Origin of the sequence: Allorhizocola rhizosphaerae (assembly GCF_003426775.1) — a bacterium.
In the GTDB taxonomy this organism is placed as follows: domain Bacteria; phylum Actinomycetota; class Actinomycetes; order Mycobacteriales; family Micromonosporaceae; genus Allorhizocola; species Allorhizocola rhizosphaerae.
The window spans coordinates 1-17057 of sequence record NZ_QJUG01000185.1 but is presented as its reverse complement, the minus strand read 5'-3'; the positions used below and the strand labels follow the sequence as shown (position 1 = coordinate 17057).

14 protein-coding genes are annotated in these 17057 nt (G+C 69.5%); 6 read left to right on the top strand and 8 right to left on the bottom strand.

All coding sequences use genetic code 11. The annotated features are described in order from the left end of the window. Positions 1 to 1043: 1043 nt before the first annotated feature. The 4 genes from DM816_RS30780 to DM816_RS30765 are packed head-to-tail and all read right to left on the bottom strand — an operon-like array spanning position 1044 to position 4515. The gene (locus DM816_RS30780; RefSeq protein WP_117213886.1) at positions 1044 to 1886 is read right to left on the bottom strand and encodes an amino acid ABC transporter permease; all 843 of its coding nucleotides are present in this window, start codon (positions 1884 to 1886) and stop codon (positions 1044 to 1046) included. Between the two features lie 5 nt (positions 1887 to 1891). Next, a complete protein-coding gene (locus DM816_RS30775) occupies positions 1892 to 2731 on the bottom strand; it encodes an ABC transporter substrate-binding protein (RefSeq protein ID WP_117213882.1) in 840 nt (279 codons plus the stop codon). Between the two features lie 21 nt (positions 2732 to 2752). After that, the gene (locus tag DM816_RS30770) at positions 2753 to 3415 is read right to left on the bottom strand and encodes a response regulator transcription factor (protein WP_117213881.1); all 663 of its coding nucleotides are present in this window, start codon (positions 3413 to 3415) and stop codon (positions 2753 to 2755) included. Then, the gene (locus DM816_RS30765) at positions 3412 to 4515 is read right to left on the bottom strand and encodes a sensor histidine kinase (protein ID WP_246002452.1); all 1104 of its coding nucleotides are present in this window, start codon (positions 4513 to 4515) and stop codon (positions 3412 to 3414) included. The genes DM816_RS30770 and DM816_RS30765 overlap by 4 nt, the downstream gene beginning before the upstream one ends. Positions 4516 to 4701: 186 nt before the next feature. On the opposite strand from DM816_RS30765, the gene DM816_RS30760 reads away from it, so the two are divergent. Together DM816_RS30760 and DM816_RS30755 are read left to right on the top strand one after the other, a co-directional pair. After that, the gene (locus DM816_RS30760; RefSeq protein WP_117213884.1) at positions 4702 to 5676 is read left to right on the top strand and encodes an NAD(P)-dependent alcohol dehydrogenase; all 975 of its coding nucleotides are present in this window, start codon (positions 4702 to 4704) and stop codon (positions 5674 to 5676) included. Positions 5677 to 5709: 33 nt separating this feature from the next. Then, complete coding sequence (locus DM816_RS30755) at positions 5710 to 6537, top strand: DUF72 domain-containing protein (protein WP_117213883.1); 828 nt, start codon at positions 5710 to 5712, stop codon at positions 6535 to 6537. Positions 6538 to 6718: 181 nt separating this feature from the next. Here the strand turns inward: DM816_RS30755 and DM816_RS30750 are convergent, their stop codons facing one another. Continuing rightward, positions 6719 to 7825 carry a glycosyltransferase family 4 protein gene (locus DM816_RS30750; RefSeq protein WP_117213880.1) on the bottom strand — a complete coding sequence of 369 codons (1107 nt, stop codon included), beginning with the start codon at positions 7823 to 7825 and terminating at the stop codon, positions 6719 to 6721. A gap of 392 nt (positions 7826 to 8217) precedes the next feature. Beyond that, positions 8218 to 9075 carry an NAD-dependent epimerase/dehydratase family protein gene (locus DM816_RS30745; RefSeq protein ID WP_246002451.1) on the bottom strand — a complete coding sequence of 286 codons (858 nt, stop codon included), beginning with the start codon at positions 9073 to 9075 and terminating at the stop codon, positions 8218 to 8220. Positions 9076 to 9582: 507 nt separating this feature from the next. Between DM816_RS30745 and DM816_RS30735 the strand changes: the two genes are divergently transcribed. Beyond that, positions 9583 to 10761 (top strand): amidohydrolase family protein, encoded by a 1179-nt coding sequence (locus DM816_RS30735; RefSeq protein ID WP_117213878.1) that lies wholly within the window; start codon positions 9583 to 9585, stop codon positions 10759 to 10761. A gap of 217 nt (positions 10762 to 10978) precedes the next feature. Here the strand turns inward: DM816_RS30735 and DM816_RS30730 are convergent, their stop codons facing one another. Next, positions 10979 to 11248 (bottom strand): GlsB/YeaQ/YmgE family stress response membrane protein, encoded by a 270-nt coding sequence (locus DM816_RS30730; protein WP_117213877.1) that lies wholly within the window; start codon positions 11246 to 11248, stop codon positions 10979 to 10981. Between the two features lie 129 nt (positions 11249 to 11377). Then, the gene (locus DM816_RS30725; protein WP_162908010.1) at positions 11378 to 12298 is read right to left on the bottom strand and encodes a serine hydrolase domain-containing protein; all 921 of its coding nucleotides are present in this window, start codon (positions 12296 to 12298) and stop codon (positions 11378 to 11380) included. A gap of 67 nt (positions 12299 to 12365) precedes the next feature. On the opposite strand from DM816_RS30725, the gene DM816_RS30720 reads away from it, so the two are divergent. The 3 genes from DM816_RS30720 to DM816_RS30710 form a co-directional block, all read left to right on the top strand. Then, positions 12366 to 15104, top strand: coding sequence for an AfsR/SARP family transcriptional regulator (locus tag DM816_RS30720; RefSeq protein WP_117213875.1), 2739 nt, complete (start codon positions 12366 to 12368; stop codon positions 15102 to 15104). 46 nt (positions 15105 to 15150) lie between these two features. Then, a complete protein-coding gene (locus tag DM816_RS30715) occupies positions 15151 to 16473 on the top strand; it encodes a TrkH family potassium uptake protein (protein WP_117213874.1) in 1323 nt (440 codons plus the stop codon). Beyond that, positions 16466 to 17057 (top strand): potassium channel family protein (locus DM816_RS30710; protein WP_170318894.1); only part of this gene is annotated, 592 nt, incomplete at its 3' end. The genes DM816_RS30715 and DM816_RS30710, both read left to right, overlap by 8 nt.

The following is a 17057-nucleotide window of genomic DNA, read 5'->3' as shown; positions in this document are numbered from 1 at the left end:
CGGGTGGGGTGGGCCGGGGGCGCTGGGTGGTGGGGTGGCGGATTGGTCGCACGTGGCGGAGCGGTGCCGGCGTTGGGGTGCGTGGCGGAGCGGTGCCGGTGTGCGGGCGGGTGCCGGTGTGGAGCGCGCAATATCCGGGATAACGCGGCCGCGGGGGTGGAGGTGCGCTGCAATATCCGGGATAGTGTTGCCGCGCAGGCGATAACCGGTGCAATATCCGGGATCCTGCACTCAAACAACCAAGCGCGACGGTGGTAGACGGTGGTATCCGGGAGACCGCGTGCGCGGCGGTGGTGCCTGGCCGCGTGGTGGTGCGGCGGTGCTGCCTGGTTGTGCGTGTCGCAGCGGCGGTGACTGATCGCGTGTGGTGGGGTGGTGCCTGGTCGTGCGTGGCGTGGCGGTGCCCGATAGCCGGAGGACGCTGTCGCGCGTTGCAAGCGCGGCCCTGCTAGGCGAGCGGACGGAGGTGGCGGCGGGCGCGCACGGGGTGGTTGCCGGACTCTTCGAACACGGGCGTGGACTATTCGGTGTCCGCGATAAGGCCGGGAGCAGCTACAGCAGGGGGTGGCCGGAATCGGCGCGAAGATAGCAGATGACCGGGGTGTCGCGATGCGGGCCCTTGCCCAGGATCGCGCCATCTGTGCCATCCGCGGCGGCAACCGCACGCGGTGAATCCCAGCCGTACAACGACTTTGGCGTAGATCGACGCCCTGCACGAACGCTGTCTGCGCGCCTGTCGGTATGGGCGGCACGAGCCGTGCGCCGGCACGGCTTCTGAGAAGCGGGCAAGACCTCGTGGGCCGCGCACGGCGTGTCGGGCTGTGAGGAAGGCCGGTGCGCTCCGCGGCCGGGAGGCGGAGCCCGACCTCGGGGTTGCCCTATGTGGTGCCCTCGGCCGATTGGCGGCGGGCGGTGGAGCTCGACCCTGGAGTTGCGTATGTGGTGCCCTCGGCCGATTGGCGGCGGGCGGTGGACCTCGGCCCCGGGGTTGCGTATGTGGTGCCCTCGGTCGATTGGCGGCGGAGCTCGACCCCGAGGTTTGCCTATGTGGTGCCCTCGGCCGATTGGCGGCGGGCGGCGCGGAGGGTGACGGTGTCGGTGATGGCGATGAGGGGGATGGCCAGCAGGACGAAGAGGACGCCGGCGATGACGTAGGGCGTGTAGTTGAAGGTGGTCGCGGTCTGGATTTGCGCGGCGCGGATGGCGTCGATCGGGCCGGCGAGGGAGATGAGGCCGACGTCTTTTTGCATCGCGACGAGGTCGTTGAGCAGTGGTGGGGCGACCCGGCGGACGGCTTGCGGGAGCACGACATGGCGCATGGTCTGCCGGTAGGTGAGGCCGAGCGAGCGCGCCGCGGCGCGTTGTGAGGGGTGCACGGACTCGATCCCGGCCCGGAAAACCTCGGCGATGTAGGCGCCGTAGGTGATGACCAGCGCCACGCCGCCGAGCACCAGCACGGACGGTGTGCCCTGCAGGCGCAGGCCGGGCACACCGAACGTCAGCACATAGAGCACGATGATCAGCGGTGCGCCGCGGAACACGTAGGCGTATGAAGCCGCCAGCGCACGCAACGGGAAGAACACCGCCGGGCGCAGCGTGCGCAGCACGGCGATGCCCAGGCCGAGGGCGAGCGCACCGAGGGCGCAGAACACCAGCAGCCGCACGTTGAGCCACAGCCCATCGAGCACGGCCGGCAACGACTCCCGCGCGATGCGCAGGTTGAAGAACGAGGCCTTTACCCGCGCCCAGCCGGGCGCACCCGTGACCGCGAACGCCAGCAGCCCGCCGACCACGGCCGTCGAGAGCGCTGCCACGACCACCGACACGATGGTCTGTCTTCGCCTGTGCGCCATGCGTTGCCGCTGGCGCTCGCTTGGCACGTGCATGAGCGTCAGCCGAGCACCGTCGCGCCCGAAACCCCGGCGAGCCAAGCACTTTGGAGCTTTGCCAGGGTGCCGTCGGCGCGCAGGCCGGCCACGGCCTTGCTGACGCACGGCGTGATCGGCGAACCCTTGTCGAGCACGATGCCGAACTGCTCCGGCTGCGCCCCGGCGGGTTGCGGCACCTGCCCGACGATGACGCCGTTGTCGAGCTCGGCGGACGTCATGTAGAACGCGGTCGGCAGGTCGACCACGATGCCGTCGACGGTGCCGCTTTGCAGAGCCTGCTTGGCATCGTCATTGTTGTTGAACACGGCCGGCTGCGAGGCGGGCTTGATGACCTCGCTGATCGCGCGGAAGCTGGTCGAGCCGACCTGCGCGCCGAGCTTGGCGGCCCGCAGATCCGCGAGCGACTTGGCCCCGGCGATCTTAGAACCCTTGACGGTGATGACCGTCTGCGCCACGTCGTAGTAGGGCTCCGAGAAGTCGACCGCGTTTTTGCGCTCCTCGGTGATCGAGAACTGGTTGATGTCGATGTCGAACGGTTTGCGGCCCGGCGCGATGGCGTTGTTGAACGTCACCCGTGTCCAGATCACCTGATCCTTGGCGTAGCCCAGCTTTTCGGCCACGGCATAGGCCACGGCCGACTCGAAGCCCTGCCCATTGTCGGGTTTGTTGTCCACAAACCACGGTGGATAGGCCGGCTCGTCGGTGCCTATCGTGAGCTTGCCCGCGGCCAGGGTCGGCATGGTCGCGGGTGTGCAGATGGCGGAGGGCATGGCCTGCGGCAACTCCTGCGGGGCGCACGCCGCAAGGACGAAGGCCAGCAGCGCGAGGGGTGACAATCGCATGCCGCCAACAATATGCCTGCCCTATGACATCCAGCCCGGCCGAACCAGGCCCGCCTCGTAGGCGAATACGACCAGTTGTGCCCGGTCACGGGCGCCTAGCTTGATCATCGCCCGCGAGACGTGCGTCTTGGCTGTGGCGGGACTCACCACCAACCTCGCGGCGATCTCGTCATTGGACAGTCCCGCCCCGGCGAGCGCGACCACCTCACGCTCCCGCTCGGTGAGGTCGGCCAGTCCCAGTGGCGGCGCCGGCTGCACGGTCCGGGCGAACTGCTCGATCACCCGCCGGGTCACGCTCGGCGACAGCAGGCCGTCGCCCGCGGCCACGACGCGTACCCCACGGATCAACTCGTCCGGCTCGGTGTTCTTCACCAGGAAACCGGCCGCCCCGCCGCGCAACGCCTCCGCCACGTATTCATCGAGCTCGAACGTTGTCAGCACCACGACGTGAACCCCGGCCAGGGCAGCGTCCTTGGCGATCTCCCTGGTCGCTGCCAGGCCGTCCATCCCGGGCATTCTTATATCCATCAGTACCACGTCAGGCCGCGTCTGCCGGGCCAAGCGCACCGCCTGGGCGCCGTCGCCCGCCTCGCCCACGACCTCGATGTCGGGCTCGGAGTCCAGCAGCGCCCGGAATCCCGCCCGCACCAGGGCCTGATCGTCGGCGATCACCACCCGGATCACCGCGCACTGTCCAATCCAGACAGCGGGAGCGCGGCGGACACCCGCCAGCCGCTCTCGTGCGGGCCGGCCGACAACGTGCCGCCCAGCGCCGCCGCGCGCTCCCGCATCCCGGTGATCCCGTTGCCTTCCTCCGCAGCCTGCGAGTCGGCCCGCTGCCCGTCGTCCTCAATCCGTACCAGAAGAGAATCGGTTTGAAATTCAATGGTTATCGCCACATTGGCGGACGGGTCCGCGTGGCGGCGCACATTGGTCAACGCCTCCTGCACGATCCGATAGGCGGCGCGATCGATGTCGGCCGGCAACGGCCGGGCCTCGCCCACGATCGTGACCTCGACCGGAATCCCGGCGTCGGCCGTGAGCTCGCCGAGCCGGTCCAGCCCGGGTGCGGGAGCCAGCGGCGCGGCCTCATCGGCCGGGCGCAGCGCGTTGAGCACGGCCTGTACCTCCTGCAGCGCCTCGGCGCTGGCCTGCTTGATGGTGTCGAGCGCGGCCCGCGCCTGCTCCGGCTCGCGGTCCATCAGGTGCCGCCCGACGCCGGCCCGCACGTTGATCAGCGACAGGTGGTGGCCGACCACGTCGTGCAGCTCCCGTGCGATCCGCAACCGCTCCTCGCTGGCCTGCCTGCGTTGCCGCTCGACACGCAACCGGCGTTGCTCCTGACCCATGCGCCCGAACATCTTGCCCAGCTCGCCTGCCATCCCGCACAGGACGAACAGCCCGATGAGCCACGCCGCGAGGATCAGCGCCTGGATGCCCGAAGGCCGCATGACCAACAGCCACACGCCATACGACAGCAGTGCGAACCCGAACACGACCCCGTGGCGGTCGGCCTTCATCAGGGTCACCGCGCATATGATCCCGGCGACGAAGACCTGCGGCCCGGACGGGAAGTCCAGCGCGTGATAAGCCACCGTCGTCGCCGCGATCAGAAACGCGGCCCCGCGCGGGTTGCTGTGCCGTGCGCCGACCGCGAGCCCGGCCACTGCGAGCAGCACATAGCCGAGCACGCCCGGCTGATGCGGCTCGCCGCGGGCCGCGACCGCAGTGCCCACAGTTTGCATCAGCGCGGCGAGCAGAGCGAGGCCGGCACCGCCATTCAACGGCGTCCCTCCGCTTCGCTCCGCGACGCATGCCTGTCGATTCGCTCGGGCAAGCCCTCACTCATGCCAGCACCCTACGCGTACTCCGCCAGGGGTAGGTGGCGTGATTTCTACACCAGCGGGCGTAGGCACGGTGTCGCCGTGCGCCCGACGCGACAGCCCGCATATGACGCGACCCTGGTCGGCATGAAGGCAATCGTCTATCGCCGCTATGGCACGCCCGAAGTCCTTGAAGCGCAAGAGGTCCCGACGCCGCACGCAGGTGAAGGCCAGGTGTTGGTCAGGATACGCGCGGCCGGGGTCAACCCGTACGACTGGCATCACCTGACCGGCACGCCCTACTTCATGCGCCTCATGGCCGGGCCGCGCACGCCGAAACGGCCCATCCTCGGGGTCGATTTCGCCGGTGAAGTGGAGGCGGTCGGCCCCGGCGTGACCCGGCTGCACGTCGGTGACGAGGTGTATGGCATGCGCATGGGCGCATTCGCCGAATATATGGCCGTCGACGAGGACCTGGTGGAGACCAAACCGGCCAACATCTCGTTCGAGCAAGCTTCTGCGGTACCCCTGGCGGCGCTCAGCGCGCTGCAGGCACTGCGGGACAAGGGTCGCGTCCAGGCCGGGCAGCGGGTGCTCATCAACGGCGCTTCGGGTGGGATCGGCACGTTCGCGGTGCAGTTGGCCCGCTGGTTCGGCGCCGAGGTGACGGGCGTGTGCAGCGGGCGGAACGCGGAGCTGGTGTGGTCGCTCGGCGCCGATCGGGTCATCGACTACACGCGCTCCGACTTTGTGCACAGTGGACAGACGTACGACCTGATCGTCGACGTGGTGGGCAACCGCTCGATCGCCGACCGCAGACGGGTGCTCGCCCCATCGGGAACGCTTGTCGTGCTGAGCGGGCCCAAGACCGGCCGTTGGCTCGGGCCGCTGCCGGCCACGGTGCGGCTCGCCGTCGCCGCCCGCTTTTGCGGACGGCAGCGGCTGACGGGCATGCTGACCCGGGCCAGCCGCGCCGACCTCGCGCTGCTGCGCGAGCTGATTGAGGCGGGCAAAGTGGTTCCGGTCGTCGAGAAGGTCTACCCGATGCACGAGATAAACGAGGCCATGCGGCACGGAGGCCAGGGCCACGCCAAGGCGAAGATCGTCGTCGCGGTGAAGTAGCTTTAGCCTGTGCGGCTTCACGTGGGATGCGCGATGTGGAATCACCGGCCGTGGCTCGGGCATGCCCTGCCACCGTCGGTTGCGCCAAGCGAGCGGCTGCGAGCCTATGCGCAGTGGTGCAATGCGGTCGAGGGCAACACAACGTTTTATGCCACACCCGCGATCGGCACGGTGCAGACTTGGGCCCGCCAGACGTCGCCCGACTTCCGGTTCCTGGTCAAGCTGCCCAAGACCATCACGCACGAGGGCCGCCTGGGCGACGTCGACCGGGAGTTGCGCGCGTTTTTGACGGCCATCGAGCCACTCGGGCCGCGCGCACACGCGTTGTGGGTGCAGCTGCCCGGATCTTTCGCGCCCGCCGATCTGGACGCGCTCGCGGGTTTCCTCGGCCGGCTGCCGAGCACCTATCGGATCGCGGTCGAGGTCCGCCATCGCGCGTTCTTCGACGATTCGAGGAATGCCGCGCTCCTGGAGCGGGTGCTCGCGGGTGTGCACGCCGAGTGGGTCACGTTCGACACGACTGTGCTCTACCAAAGCCCACCGACCACCCCCGCCGAACGCGAGTCGTGGGAGCGCAAACCCCGCATGCCGCGCCGTGCCGTCGCTCTCACCGAGCATCCGGTCGTCCGCTACATCGGCCGCGACGACGTCACGCAAACCATCCGCGGCTGGCAGTATTGGCTCGACACGGTCGCCGAATGGCTGCGCGAGGGCCGCTCACCGACGGTCTTCATCCACACACCCGACAACGCCGACGCCCTCACCCTCGCCCGCCGCTTCCACGAGGCCATGCGCGACCGCCTGCCCGAAATCGAGCCCCTCGCCGAGCCCACGCACCACGAGCCGCTGACCCTCTTTTGATCAAGAGCCGGTTGTTTCCTCTGTGCCGCAGCGGTTTGGGGTGAAGCCGGCGTATCTTCGCCCGCCGGGCTCCAGGTTGGCCTTGGCGAGGACGGCCCATGCCTGCTACGCGACCATGTCTCCGAGCCGGCGCGGCCGAGGTCTGATCACCGCGACCGGTGCTCGGCCGCGCCGGCGGCGGTCAGAGGGAGCAGCGGACGTCGGGGGCGCTGTCGTTGCGCTTGTGGTCGACCGGTGCCGGGCGGACCGCTTGCAGGCCGCTGACCGTGAGCGCGGTGCGGTAGGCGTGCTCGTATCCGCGGGCGAGCCGGTCGGTGTTGAAGTGCAGCGTGACCCGCCGCCGACACGCGGCCGGGCTCAGCAGTGTCACGTCTTTCAAGGCCTGCGGCAGCTCGTCTGGCTCGGTGCAGATGATGCCGGTCTCCCCGTCGGTCACGATCTCGGGCACCGCCCCGCGGTTGAGCGCAACGACCGGCGTGCCGCAGGCGAGTGCCTCGATCATCACCATGCCGAACGGCTCCTCCCACTGGATGGGCAGCAACAGGCAGCGCGCCTTGGCCAGCAGCGCGCGCTTCTGCCCCGCATCGGCCATGCCGAAGAAGTGGTCGGACTCCGTGAGCCTTGGCCGGATCTCGGCCTCGAAATATGCCTTCTCCACCGGCTCGGCGCACTTGCCCGCCAGCACGAGCCGCAGCCCGGCCGCGTGGGCCGCGTCGAGCGCGAGGTGCGCGCCCTTGTCGGGATGGAAGCGGCCCAGGAACAACGCGTAATCGTCCTTCTGCGCCGCGAACGGCCAGTCCTGAATGCGCAGTGCATTGTGGACGGTGCTCACCCACGGCAGATCGGGCGCGAGCCGCCGCTGCCGGTGGCTGATCGCCACGAGCTGGATGTGGTCGCTCAGCGTCCGGTAGAGCTTGCCCAGATCGCCGGTGACCGGCCCGTGCGCGGTCACCACCGTGGGCAGGCCGATGCTGGTGTAGAACGGCGCGTTGAGCGGCCCGGCGCCGGTGTGGTCGTGCACCACGTCAAGGCCCTCGCGGTGCAGCAGCCGCTCCACCGCGTTGCGGGCCAGCGAGGCGTGTGCGATCTCGGGAAAGGCCTCACCGAGCCGCTCGGGGATCGCTGCCTCCCAAACGGGCAGGAACCGCGCCTTGGTGCCGTGACGTCCGGCACCGATCAGGGTCACCCGGTGACCCGCCTCGACCAGGGCGTCGGCGAGGTCGGCGACGACCGCTTCGACGCCTCCGTAGGCCCGGGGCGGGAGGTCGAAATAAGGGGGCACCACCATCGCGATCCTCAGTTGCCGCGATTCTGCCAAGCCTGGGCCCGCTGAAGGACTGACGGCCCCCATAACCATGCTGTCCATCGACTGTCTTCTCCTTGAAGGCGCGGCGTTCGCCGCGCACCCATTAGCACTCTACTACCATGAGTGCCAGTGCGGGTCAACTGTAGTCGATTGACTACACACTGGAATCGTTGGGCCGCAAGGTCTGCGCGGCAGCCTTGGCCAGCTCATTGAGCCCGTGCCGGGCTGGCGAGGAAGGGTCTGCGCGGCAGCTTTGGCCGGGTCATTGAGCCGTGCCGGGCCGGCGGGGAGTCCCCGCGATCGTCATGAGCAGGATGCCAACGTGCGGGATCGGCTCGTCCGCATTTTCCGCGGACTGTCCTATGAGGTGGGTCCTATAGGGCGGTGCTTCTCCACGTGTGGCGGGGCTCATAACCGAGCAGGCGGCGGGCCTTGTCGATGCTGAGCATGGTCTCGGTGCCGGACAGCTCGCGTGTCACCGGCACGCCCGGGAACACCTGCGCGGCCAGCTCGGCCGACGGCGTGGTCATCACCGTGTCGGCGTTGGCGATGATGCAGACCTCCAACCCGGTGCCCTTGTATTCCAAGGCTTTGCGGACGGCCTGGGCGCCGTCACGGGCGTCGATGTAGCCCCACAGGTTCCACTTGCGCAGCATCGGGTCGTGGTTGAACGACGGGAAGGCCGCGTAATCGGCGATCTCCATGACGTTGGAGAAGCGCAGCCCGATCAGCTTGAGCTCCGGATCCCACCGGCAGAACTGGGCCGCCATGGTCTCGTCCATGAGCTTGCCGAGGGCATAGGCGCTCTCGGGGCGTACCGGATGATCCTCATCGATAGGAATATATGCGGGTGGGGTGTCGAGCGGGAGCCCGAGCAGGGTCTCGCTGGACGCCCACACCACGTTTTTGACGCCGGCGGCGCGGGCGGCCGCGAACACGTGATAACTCGCGGACACGTTGTGGCTGAAGGTAACGGCGTTGGGGCGTGCGCCAGGCCCGGGGATCGCGGCCAGATGCACTACCGCGTCAACCCGCGAATAGCGGGAGTCGATGGCCGTGAACGCCTCGACCACCTGCCCGTAGTCGGTCAGGTCGGTCTCGGTGAAGCTCGCCCGCCCATCGGAAGGCCGCACCCGGTCGAGCACGACCACCTCGTAGTCGTGCTCCAGCAGGTCACTCACCACAGCCCGGCCCAGTTTGCCGCTCCCACCGGTCACCACCACACGCGTCACCTGGGTAGGATACGTCCCTCCTGCTGGAGACGATCCCGACGCCGACTTCATGGTCAACGCAAACGGCCGCGACGTCGCGGCGTGCGTGGCCCCGTCCCCGTGTGGTTGGGCCGCCCGTGCTGCTGGGCGCCCGGCGGGGCCCGCACGGTCCTGCTCACGCCGCCGTGAGCAAGCGTGCGACGGCTTGGCGGAAACCCCATTGGGTCCTCGACCCACGGGTGATGACCCGCGCCCACAAGGGTGACGCGCTGAGCGGTGGGCAGGGCCTGCTCCAGCGAGTGGACGGCCCGGCGGGGTCTAGGGTCGCCGTCGCCGATGAGCGTCGGAGTGGACAGGCCTCGGCATTGCGCCGCGCCGTCGCGCCGTCCCGCAAGTACTGCCCGATCTCCGCTTTGATGCTATCGGCGCACTCGTGCGCTGTCCACAGGCGACAGTCGTCGTCGGCACGTATTCCTGTGTCTGCGGACTCATGCGGACAGTATGGCCGTCGCCGCTTAGACTGTGCCGATGTTGGGGATCCGCGCGGCATGGCTGTTTGACGGGCATTCCGAGACGTTGGTCGAGCGGCCGCTGGTGCTGGTGGACGGCAGCACGATCGTGGACGTGCGGGGCGCGGGTGAGGCGCCTGACGGTGTGCGGATTGCCGATCTGGGCGAGGCTTTCCTGGTACCAGGAATGATTGATGCCCATGTGCATTTATGCTTCGATTCCAGTACCGACGTGGTCGGCGCGCTGGCCGCCCGAGACGACGCCGCCGCACTAAAACAGATGCGCGCGGCCGCGCACTCGGCGCTGCGCGCGGGCATCACGACGGTGCGCGATCTGGGCGACCGCGGCTATCTGGCGATGCGGCTGCGCGAGGAGGGCGGGGCGCTGCCCGACATCCTCGCCGCCGGTCCTCCGATCACGAGTGTCAAGGGGCACTGCTGGTTCCTGGGCGGCGAAGTCCAAGGGGTGGAGGGGATTCGCGCCGCGGTGCGGGAGCGGGCCGAGCGTGGCGCGGACGTCATCAAGGTGATGGCGACGGGCGGCGAGCTCACCCAGGGGACACATCCGCACCTGCCGCAGTTCACCGTGGACGAGTTGCGTGCGGCGGTGGTCGAGGCGCATGCGCTCGGGCTGCCCATCACCGCGCACGCCCACGGCATCACCGGCATCCGCAACGCGCTCGACGCGGGAGTCGACACCATCGAGCACTGCTCGTTCATGACCGCCGACACGGCCGAGGCCGACCCCGAACTCGTTGCGGCCCTTGCCAACTCCGACACGGTGGTGTCCGCGACGCTCGGGCACATCCCGGTGCCGGGGCTCGTGCTGCCGCCACGGATCGCGGCCCTGCTGGAAAAGCTCACGGAAATCTTCCAGCAGGTGACCGCGGCCGGGGTGAAGCTCATCTGCACCAGCGATGCGGGGATCGGCCCGGCGAAGCCGCACAACGCGCTCGCCTACAGCGCTTTGCAGTTCACCGAGATCGGCGGGGACAACATCGCGGCGCTGCGCGCGATCACATCGGCTGCCGCATCGGCCTGCCGGGTGGGCGGGAGCAAGGGCCGCATCGCCGCCGGGTTCGACGCCGACATCGTGGCGGTGCAAGGCAATCCACTGACCGATATCACCGCGCTGCGCCGGGTTGTTGCGGTGTATAAGGCGGGCCGGCCTGTAGCCGATCCGGCAGGCCCTCAATGAACGGGCGCTTGCCGGCCCGATAGGCGGGGCTCAGCTGACCACGCCGCCACCCACCGGTTGGCGACCCGGCGTTAAACCTGCGGAACTGCTCATAGCGCTGTCGCATGGACACCTCCGCACCTACCACGGGCGGTGCCTCCCGCCCTGTTGCATGAGCGGTGCACACGAAAAACGCCGCACTCCCGTGGTCGGGGAAGTGCGGCGGTTGCGCGTGCTGCTATTCGGACTTGGCCGGCTGCCCGGACTGTCCGGAGGGGAGGAACATGGTGCCGACGACGGCAGCGGCGGCCAGGGCCACCTGGAGCGCGATCTCTTTGATCCCGTATCCGGGGGCGCTGACGACGGTCGCGATGGCCGAGGCGATAACGGCTCCGACGGCACCGGCCACCGGGCCGATCCAGATCGCGGACGGCCGCTTCGCAGGCACGAGGAACCAGGCCGCGAGCCCGATGACGGCGCCGATAAGGACTGCCACGACGAAGTTCATAGACACCACCTTGATTCGGCAGATGTGACGTGGAACACATTCGTCTCTCGTGCGCCACCTGTCAAGCGCGCCGGTTGGCCATGAGGTTGGCGTCACGGCATGCCGTGGAGCATGGACGTCAGTTCGTGATCAACGAAAGAAGGGGAGGCGTTCGACCGCCAGCTCGCGCGCCGGGCGCCAACCGGCTGGGAGCTGGTCGGTCGGCGGCGGACCAGGGTCGAAGCGCGGATCACCGGTCGTGACGATGATCGCGCGTGCCTCCGGCACGATGGTCACGTGCTGCCCGGCCCAGCCGCCGGCGAACGGGCCGTGCTCGTCGATCCACATGAGATAGCCGTACTGCCGGTCCTCCGGCCAGCCGCCCACGCTTTGCGGCGCGACCATCTCGTTGGCGAAAGCCGGGTCCATCAGCCGGCGCCCGCGCCATGCGCCCCCGTCAAGCCACAGCGTGCCGAGCTTGGCCAGGTCGTGCGCTGACAACCGGAGGTGCGCGAAGCCGTAGTCGAGCCCGTCGGGGTCGCGTGGCCAGTGCCACCGCGCGATGCCCAGCGGGGCGAACAACTCGCGCGCCGCATAGTCCGCCAGCGGCATGCCGACCAGGCGGGCGAGCGCGGCACCGAACAGGTGGGCGGCCCCGTCGTCGTAGCGGAAGGTCGTGCCGGGTGGCGCGATCGTTGGCGCATCAGCGATCCGGGCCAGCCAGCCGGCCGGCAGCGCCATCACCTCATCGATATCGTCCGGCTCGCTGCCGCGCGTCATGGTCAGCAGGTGCCGCAGGGTCTGGCCCGCGCACGGCCTGCCGGCGAGCTCGTCCAGCACGCGCTCCACCGGAGTGTCCAGATCGGACAGCAGCCCGTCCCGCACGGCGATCCCGGCCAGCGTGGCCACCACCGACTTCGCGATCGAGAAGACGTCGGCCACCTCGGGCCCGTGATAGTGCGCGTCGTGCACCACCTGCCCACCGACCATGACCAGCAGGTGGGAGGTGTGTGCGAACTCGGGCCGGTGGCGCAGCTCGCCATCGAGCTCTGCGCATGCGTCCATCAGCATGCCCAGAGCCTTCCGGCCGCAACGCGCGCCGCGCAAGCGAGTTACCGCGGTATGGCAGTCTTTGTCCGTGGGGTTGGAGGTTCGTCTGCTCGGTCCGCTTGAGGTCCTCGTCGATGGCGCGCCCGTCTGGATCACGGGCCGGCCCAGCGTGCTGCTCGCGGTGCTGGCGATGTCCGCTGGGCACATCGTGTCGCCCGACCGGCTCGCCGCCGCGGTCTGGGGGCACGATCCGCCGGACAACCCGCGCGGCAGCGTGCAGACCAACGTCACGCGGCTGCGCCGGCTGATCGGGGCCGATCTGGTCGAGACGGGCAGCGCCGGATACGTGCTGCGCGCCGCGCCCGCCGAGATCGACGCGCTGCGCTTCCTCGGACTGCTCGACGAAGCATCGTCCACATCGGACCGTGTGGCCGAGCACCGGGCGCTGAGCGAGGCGCTGGCCCTGTGGCGGGGCACGCCGTTTGAGGGCGTGCGGTCCGCGTGGCTCGCCGAGTCGGAGGCCCCCCACCTCGTGGAGCGATATCTCGCGGCGGTCGAGCGGCACACCGACCTGGACCTGGCCGCCGGGCGGCACGACGGCGTTGCCGCGCGGCTGCGCGAGCTGACCGCGCAATATCCGCTGCGCGAACCGCTGTGGGTGCGCCTGCTTTCGGTCCTCGACCTGACCGGGCGCCGGGCGGAGGGACTCGAACTCTACGAGACGGTCCGTCGGCAGCTCGCCGACGAGCTGGGCGCCGACCCCGGGCCGCAGCTGCAGGCCATGCACGCCAAGCTGCTTTCAGATCAACCCCTTTCTCATGTGGTACCGCGGCAACTGCCCGCGGATGTGGCCGGGTTTGTGGGGCGGGACAAGGTGCTGGCCACAATGGACAGTCGGCTCGGCGACGCCGGCGCACCGCTGGTGATCACGGCGATCGGCGGCGCGGGCGGAATCGGCAAGACGGCGCTCGCCGTGCACTGGGCCCACCGGGTGGCCGGCTGGTTTCCCGATGGGCAGCTCTACGCCAACCTGCGCGGGTTCGACCCGTCCGGCTCGCCGCGGGCGCCCGAGGAGGTCATGCGCGGGTTTCTCGACGCGCTTGCTGTGCCGCCGCAGCAGGTACCGTCCGGATTCGAAGCTCAGGCAGGTCTCTACCGGAGCCTTCTCACCGGCCGGCGGATGCTCGTGGTGCTTGACAACGCTCGCGACGCCGAGCAGGTGCGCCCGCTGCTGCCGGGCTCGCCCGGCAGCCAGGTGGTCGTCACCAGCCGCGACGGGTTGACCGGGCTGATCGCGGCTGAGGGGGCGCGGCCGGTCGTGCTCGACGTGCTGTCCGCTGAGGAGGCCTGGCAGCTGCTCGAACGACGGCTCGGCGGGCAGCGGACCGGGTCCGATCCGCAGGCCACGGAGGAGGTCATCGCCCGGTGCGCGGGCCTGCCGCTGGCGCTGTCGGTGGTGGCGGCGCGTGCGGCGCAGCGGCCGGACACGGCGATGAGCGCCTTCGCCGCCGAGCTTGAAGGCACCCGGGCTGACCTCGACGCGTTCGCCCACAACGATCCGATGACCGATGTGCGTGCCGTGTTCTCGTGGAGCTATCGCACCCTCAGCGCCCCGGCGGCACGGCTGTTCCGGCTGCTCAGCGTGCACCCCGGGCCGGACGTGTCCGCAGCAGCCGCGGCCTCCATCGCCGGGCTTTCGCCGGCGCGCACGCGGCCGCTCCTGATGGAGCTCACCGCGGCGCACATGTTCAACGAGACCACCGCCGACCGGTTCACGTCACACGACCTGCTGCGTGCGTACAGCGTCGAGCTCGCCGAGCGGGTCGACCCGGCCGAGGAACGGCGCGCCGCCCTGCTCCGGATGCTCGACCACTACCTGCACACGGGGTACGCCGCCGCACGGGCGCTGGACCCGGCCCGGGTGCCGATCCCCATGCCGGCCCCACTGGCGGGCGTCACGCCGGAGCCCATACCCGAACGAGGGCAAGCCGTCAGATGGTTCACGGCCGAGCGCCCGGTGCTGGTGGCCGCCGTCCATCGCGCGGTCGCCGCCGAGGCCGACCAGCACACCTGGCGGCTGGCGTGGACGGTGGTCGGATTCCTTGACATGGTGGGCCATTGGCACGAGCGGGTTGCGCTCCTGCATGCCACGGTGGGCATCACACCGCGCGATTCCGAATGGCCGTGGCAGGCGTTCGTGCACCGCAATCTCGGCCACGCGTATGTGCGCACGCGCCGGCTCGACGACGCTCACGCGCACCTGCGGCAGGCCCTGGAGCTGTTCGCCCGCGCGGGCGACCGGTCGGGCCAGGCCCGGACCCACCTCATCATCGGGATGGTGCACGACCGGCAGCGCCGGCACGCCGAGGGGCTGGTCCACGCGCTGGCGGCGTTTGACCTGTTCGGCGCGGCCGGCAACACCGCCGGCCAGGCCGACGCGCTCAACGCGGTCGGCTGGGACCACGCCCAGCTGGGCAACCTTGAGGAGGCCTTGAAATACTGCCAGCAGTCGCTCGAACTGCACCGCGGGCTCGACCACAAGCTCGGCCGGGCGGACGCGTGGGACAGCCTGGGATACGTCCACTACCGACTGTCCAATCACGATGAGGCGGTGGCGAGTTATGAGCAGGCGCTGCACATCTTCCGGGATGTGGACGACCGCTTCGACGAGGCGACCACGCTGACCAATCTCGGCGACACGCATCTGGCGATGGGCGACCGGGCGCGGGCCGAAGAGGTCTGGCGGCAGGCGCTGGCCATCTTCAATGAGCTGCATCAGGCCGGGGCGGCGGCCTCCGTTCAGGAGAAGTTAAACGCGCTCGGGTAGCCACGGGTGATCACAAACGGGCAAAAGCGGTTTAAGATGGCCGGTCGTGTGGTCACATCCTTCGCGAGCGCTGGTGGCCGGCTTCCTGGCGGCTATAGCCGTGGGCGCCGGGTTGCTGTGGCTGCCCATCGCGACCGAGGCCGGATACCAGGCGCACCTGGTCGACGCCCTGTTCGCGTCCGCGTCGGCGGTGTGCGTCACCGGGCTGATCACCACGGACACCGGGGCGCACTGGTCGACGTTCGGCGAGGTGGTCATCATGCTGCTGATGCAGGCCGGTGGGCTGGGCATCATGTCGCTGGCGACCGTGGTCGCCCTGCTGGTTTCCGGGCGGCTGGGGCTGCAGGCCCGGGTGTTCGCGCAGGCTGAGACCAAGACGATGCGCCCCGCGGACGTGCGGCGGGTGCTGCGCAAGGTGGTCGTGTTCTCGCTCAGCGCCGAAGCGGTGGTGGCGGTGGTCCTCACCACGCGGTGGTGGCTGGCCTACGACCTGCCGTTCGGGCAGGCTGCCTATCGTGGGGTGTTCCACGCCGTGTCGGCGTTCAACAACGGCGGATTTGTGTTGTGGCCCGACAGCATGACCGGGTTCCGTGGTGACGCGTGGATTCTCGTGACGATCGCGCTTGCGGTTGTCGTTGGGGGCCTTGGCTTTCCGGTCGTGTTCGAGCTCGCGCGCAACTGGCGGCGGCCCAGCCGGTGGTCGGTCCTGACCCGCATCACCGTGCTGGTCTCGGTGACCCTGCTGGCCGCGGGCTTCCTGGTCATCACGGCCGCGGAGTGGTACAACCCGAAGACGCTCGGAGCTCTCGACCCGCAGGCCCGGTTGCTCAACGGCGCGTTCGCGGCCGTCATGCCGCGCTCCGGCGGCTTCAACACGTTCGACCTCGCCGGGCTCACGCCGGAGAGCGTGCTGATGCACAACATACTCATGTTCATCGGTGGTGGCAGTGCCGGGACGGCCGGCGGGATCAAGGTGACCACCTTTGGTCTGCTTGGGTACGTGATCTGGGCCGAGCTGCGCGGGGAGCCGCGCGTCGGGGTCGGGCGGCGCTCGATCCCCGCCGACCTGCAACGCCAGGCGCTGACCATCGCCCTGATCGGCGTCGGCGTGGTCGCGATAGCCTCGCTCGTGCTGACATCCATGACCGACCACGCCGGCGACCGCGTGGTGTTCGAGGCGATCTCCGCGTTCGGTACGGTCGGCCTGTCCACCGGGATCACCGCCGACCTGCCCCGGGCGGCACACGTGCTGCTCGTCTTGTTGATGTTCGTCGGCCGGGTCGGCCCGCTCACCCTGGGCACGGCTCTCGCGCTGCGGGAGCGGGCCCGCCGGTTCCAGCTACCAGAGGAGCGAACCATCGTTGGCTAAGCGAGACGAATCCGTGGTGGTCATCGGGCTGGGCCGGTTCGGCGGCTCCCTGGCCCTGGAACTGATGCGCCGGGGCACGCAAATTTTGGCCATCGATGGCAGCGCCAAGGTCGTGCAGGCGCTTTCGGCCCGCATCCCGCATGTGGTCGTGGCCGACGCCACCGACCCCGAGGCCCTGGCCCAGCTGGGCGTGGCCGAATTCCGCCGGGCCGTGGTCGCGATCGGCACCGACCAGGAAGCCTCGATCCTGGCCACCGCCAACCTGGCCGACCTGGAGATCGGCGACATCTGGGCCAAGGCGATCAGCCGGCAGCACGGGCGGATCCTGCAACGAGTCGGCGCGCATCATGTGGTCCTGCCCGAGCACGACATGGGCGAGCGCGTCGCGCACCTGCTGTCGGGCGAGATGCTCGATTACATCGAGCTCGACGAGGACTACGTGATGGCCAAGACCCGGCCACCACATGAACTCGTCGGCATCCCACTGGGCCAGACAGGACTACGCGCCCGCTACGGCGTGACCATCGTGGCGGTCAAACCGCAGAATGGCACGTTCACCTACGCCGACCGGGAAACCATCCTCC

Excerpts from the sequence above, each read along its gene's own strand:
- DM816_RS30780 (WP_117213886.1), bottom strand. The coding sequence starts at position 1,886 with ATGCACGTGCCAAGCGAGCGCCAGCGGCAACGCATGGCGCACAGGCGA.
- DM816_RS30775 (WP_117213882.1), bottom strand. The coding sequence starts at position 2,731 with ATGCGATTGTCACCCCTCGCGCTGCTGGCCTTCGTCCTTGCGGCGTGC.
- DM816_RS30760 (WP_117213884.1), top strand. The coding sequence starts at position 4,702 with ATGAAGGCAATCGTCTATCGCCGCTATGGCACGCCCGAAGTCCTTGAA.
- DM816_RS30755 (WP_117213883.1), top strand. The coding sequence starts at position 5,710 with ATGTGGAATCACCGGCCGTGGCTCGGGCATGCCCTGCCACCGTCGGTT.
- DM816_RS30750 (WP_117213880.1), bottom strand. The coding sequence starts at position 7,825 with ATGGTGGTGCCCCCTTATTTCGACCTCCCGCCCCGGGCCTACGGAGGC.
- DM816_RS30735 (WP_117213878.1), top strand. The coding sequence starts at position 9,583 with ATGTTGGGGATCCGCGCGGCATGGCTGTTTGACGGGCATTCCGAGACG.
- DM816_RS30730 (WP_117213877.1), bottom strand. The coding sequence starts at position 11,248 with ATGAACTTCGTCGTGGCAGTCCTTATCGGCGCCGTCATCGGGCTCGCG.
- DM816_RS30725 (WP_162908010.1), bottom strand. The coding sequence starts at position 12,298 with ATGCTGATGGACGCATGCGCAGAGCTCGATGGCGAGCTGCGCCACCGG.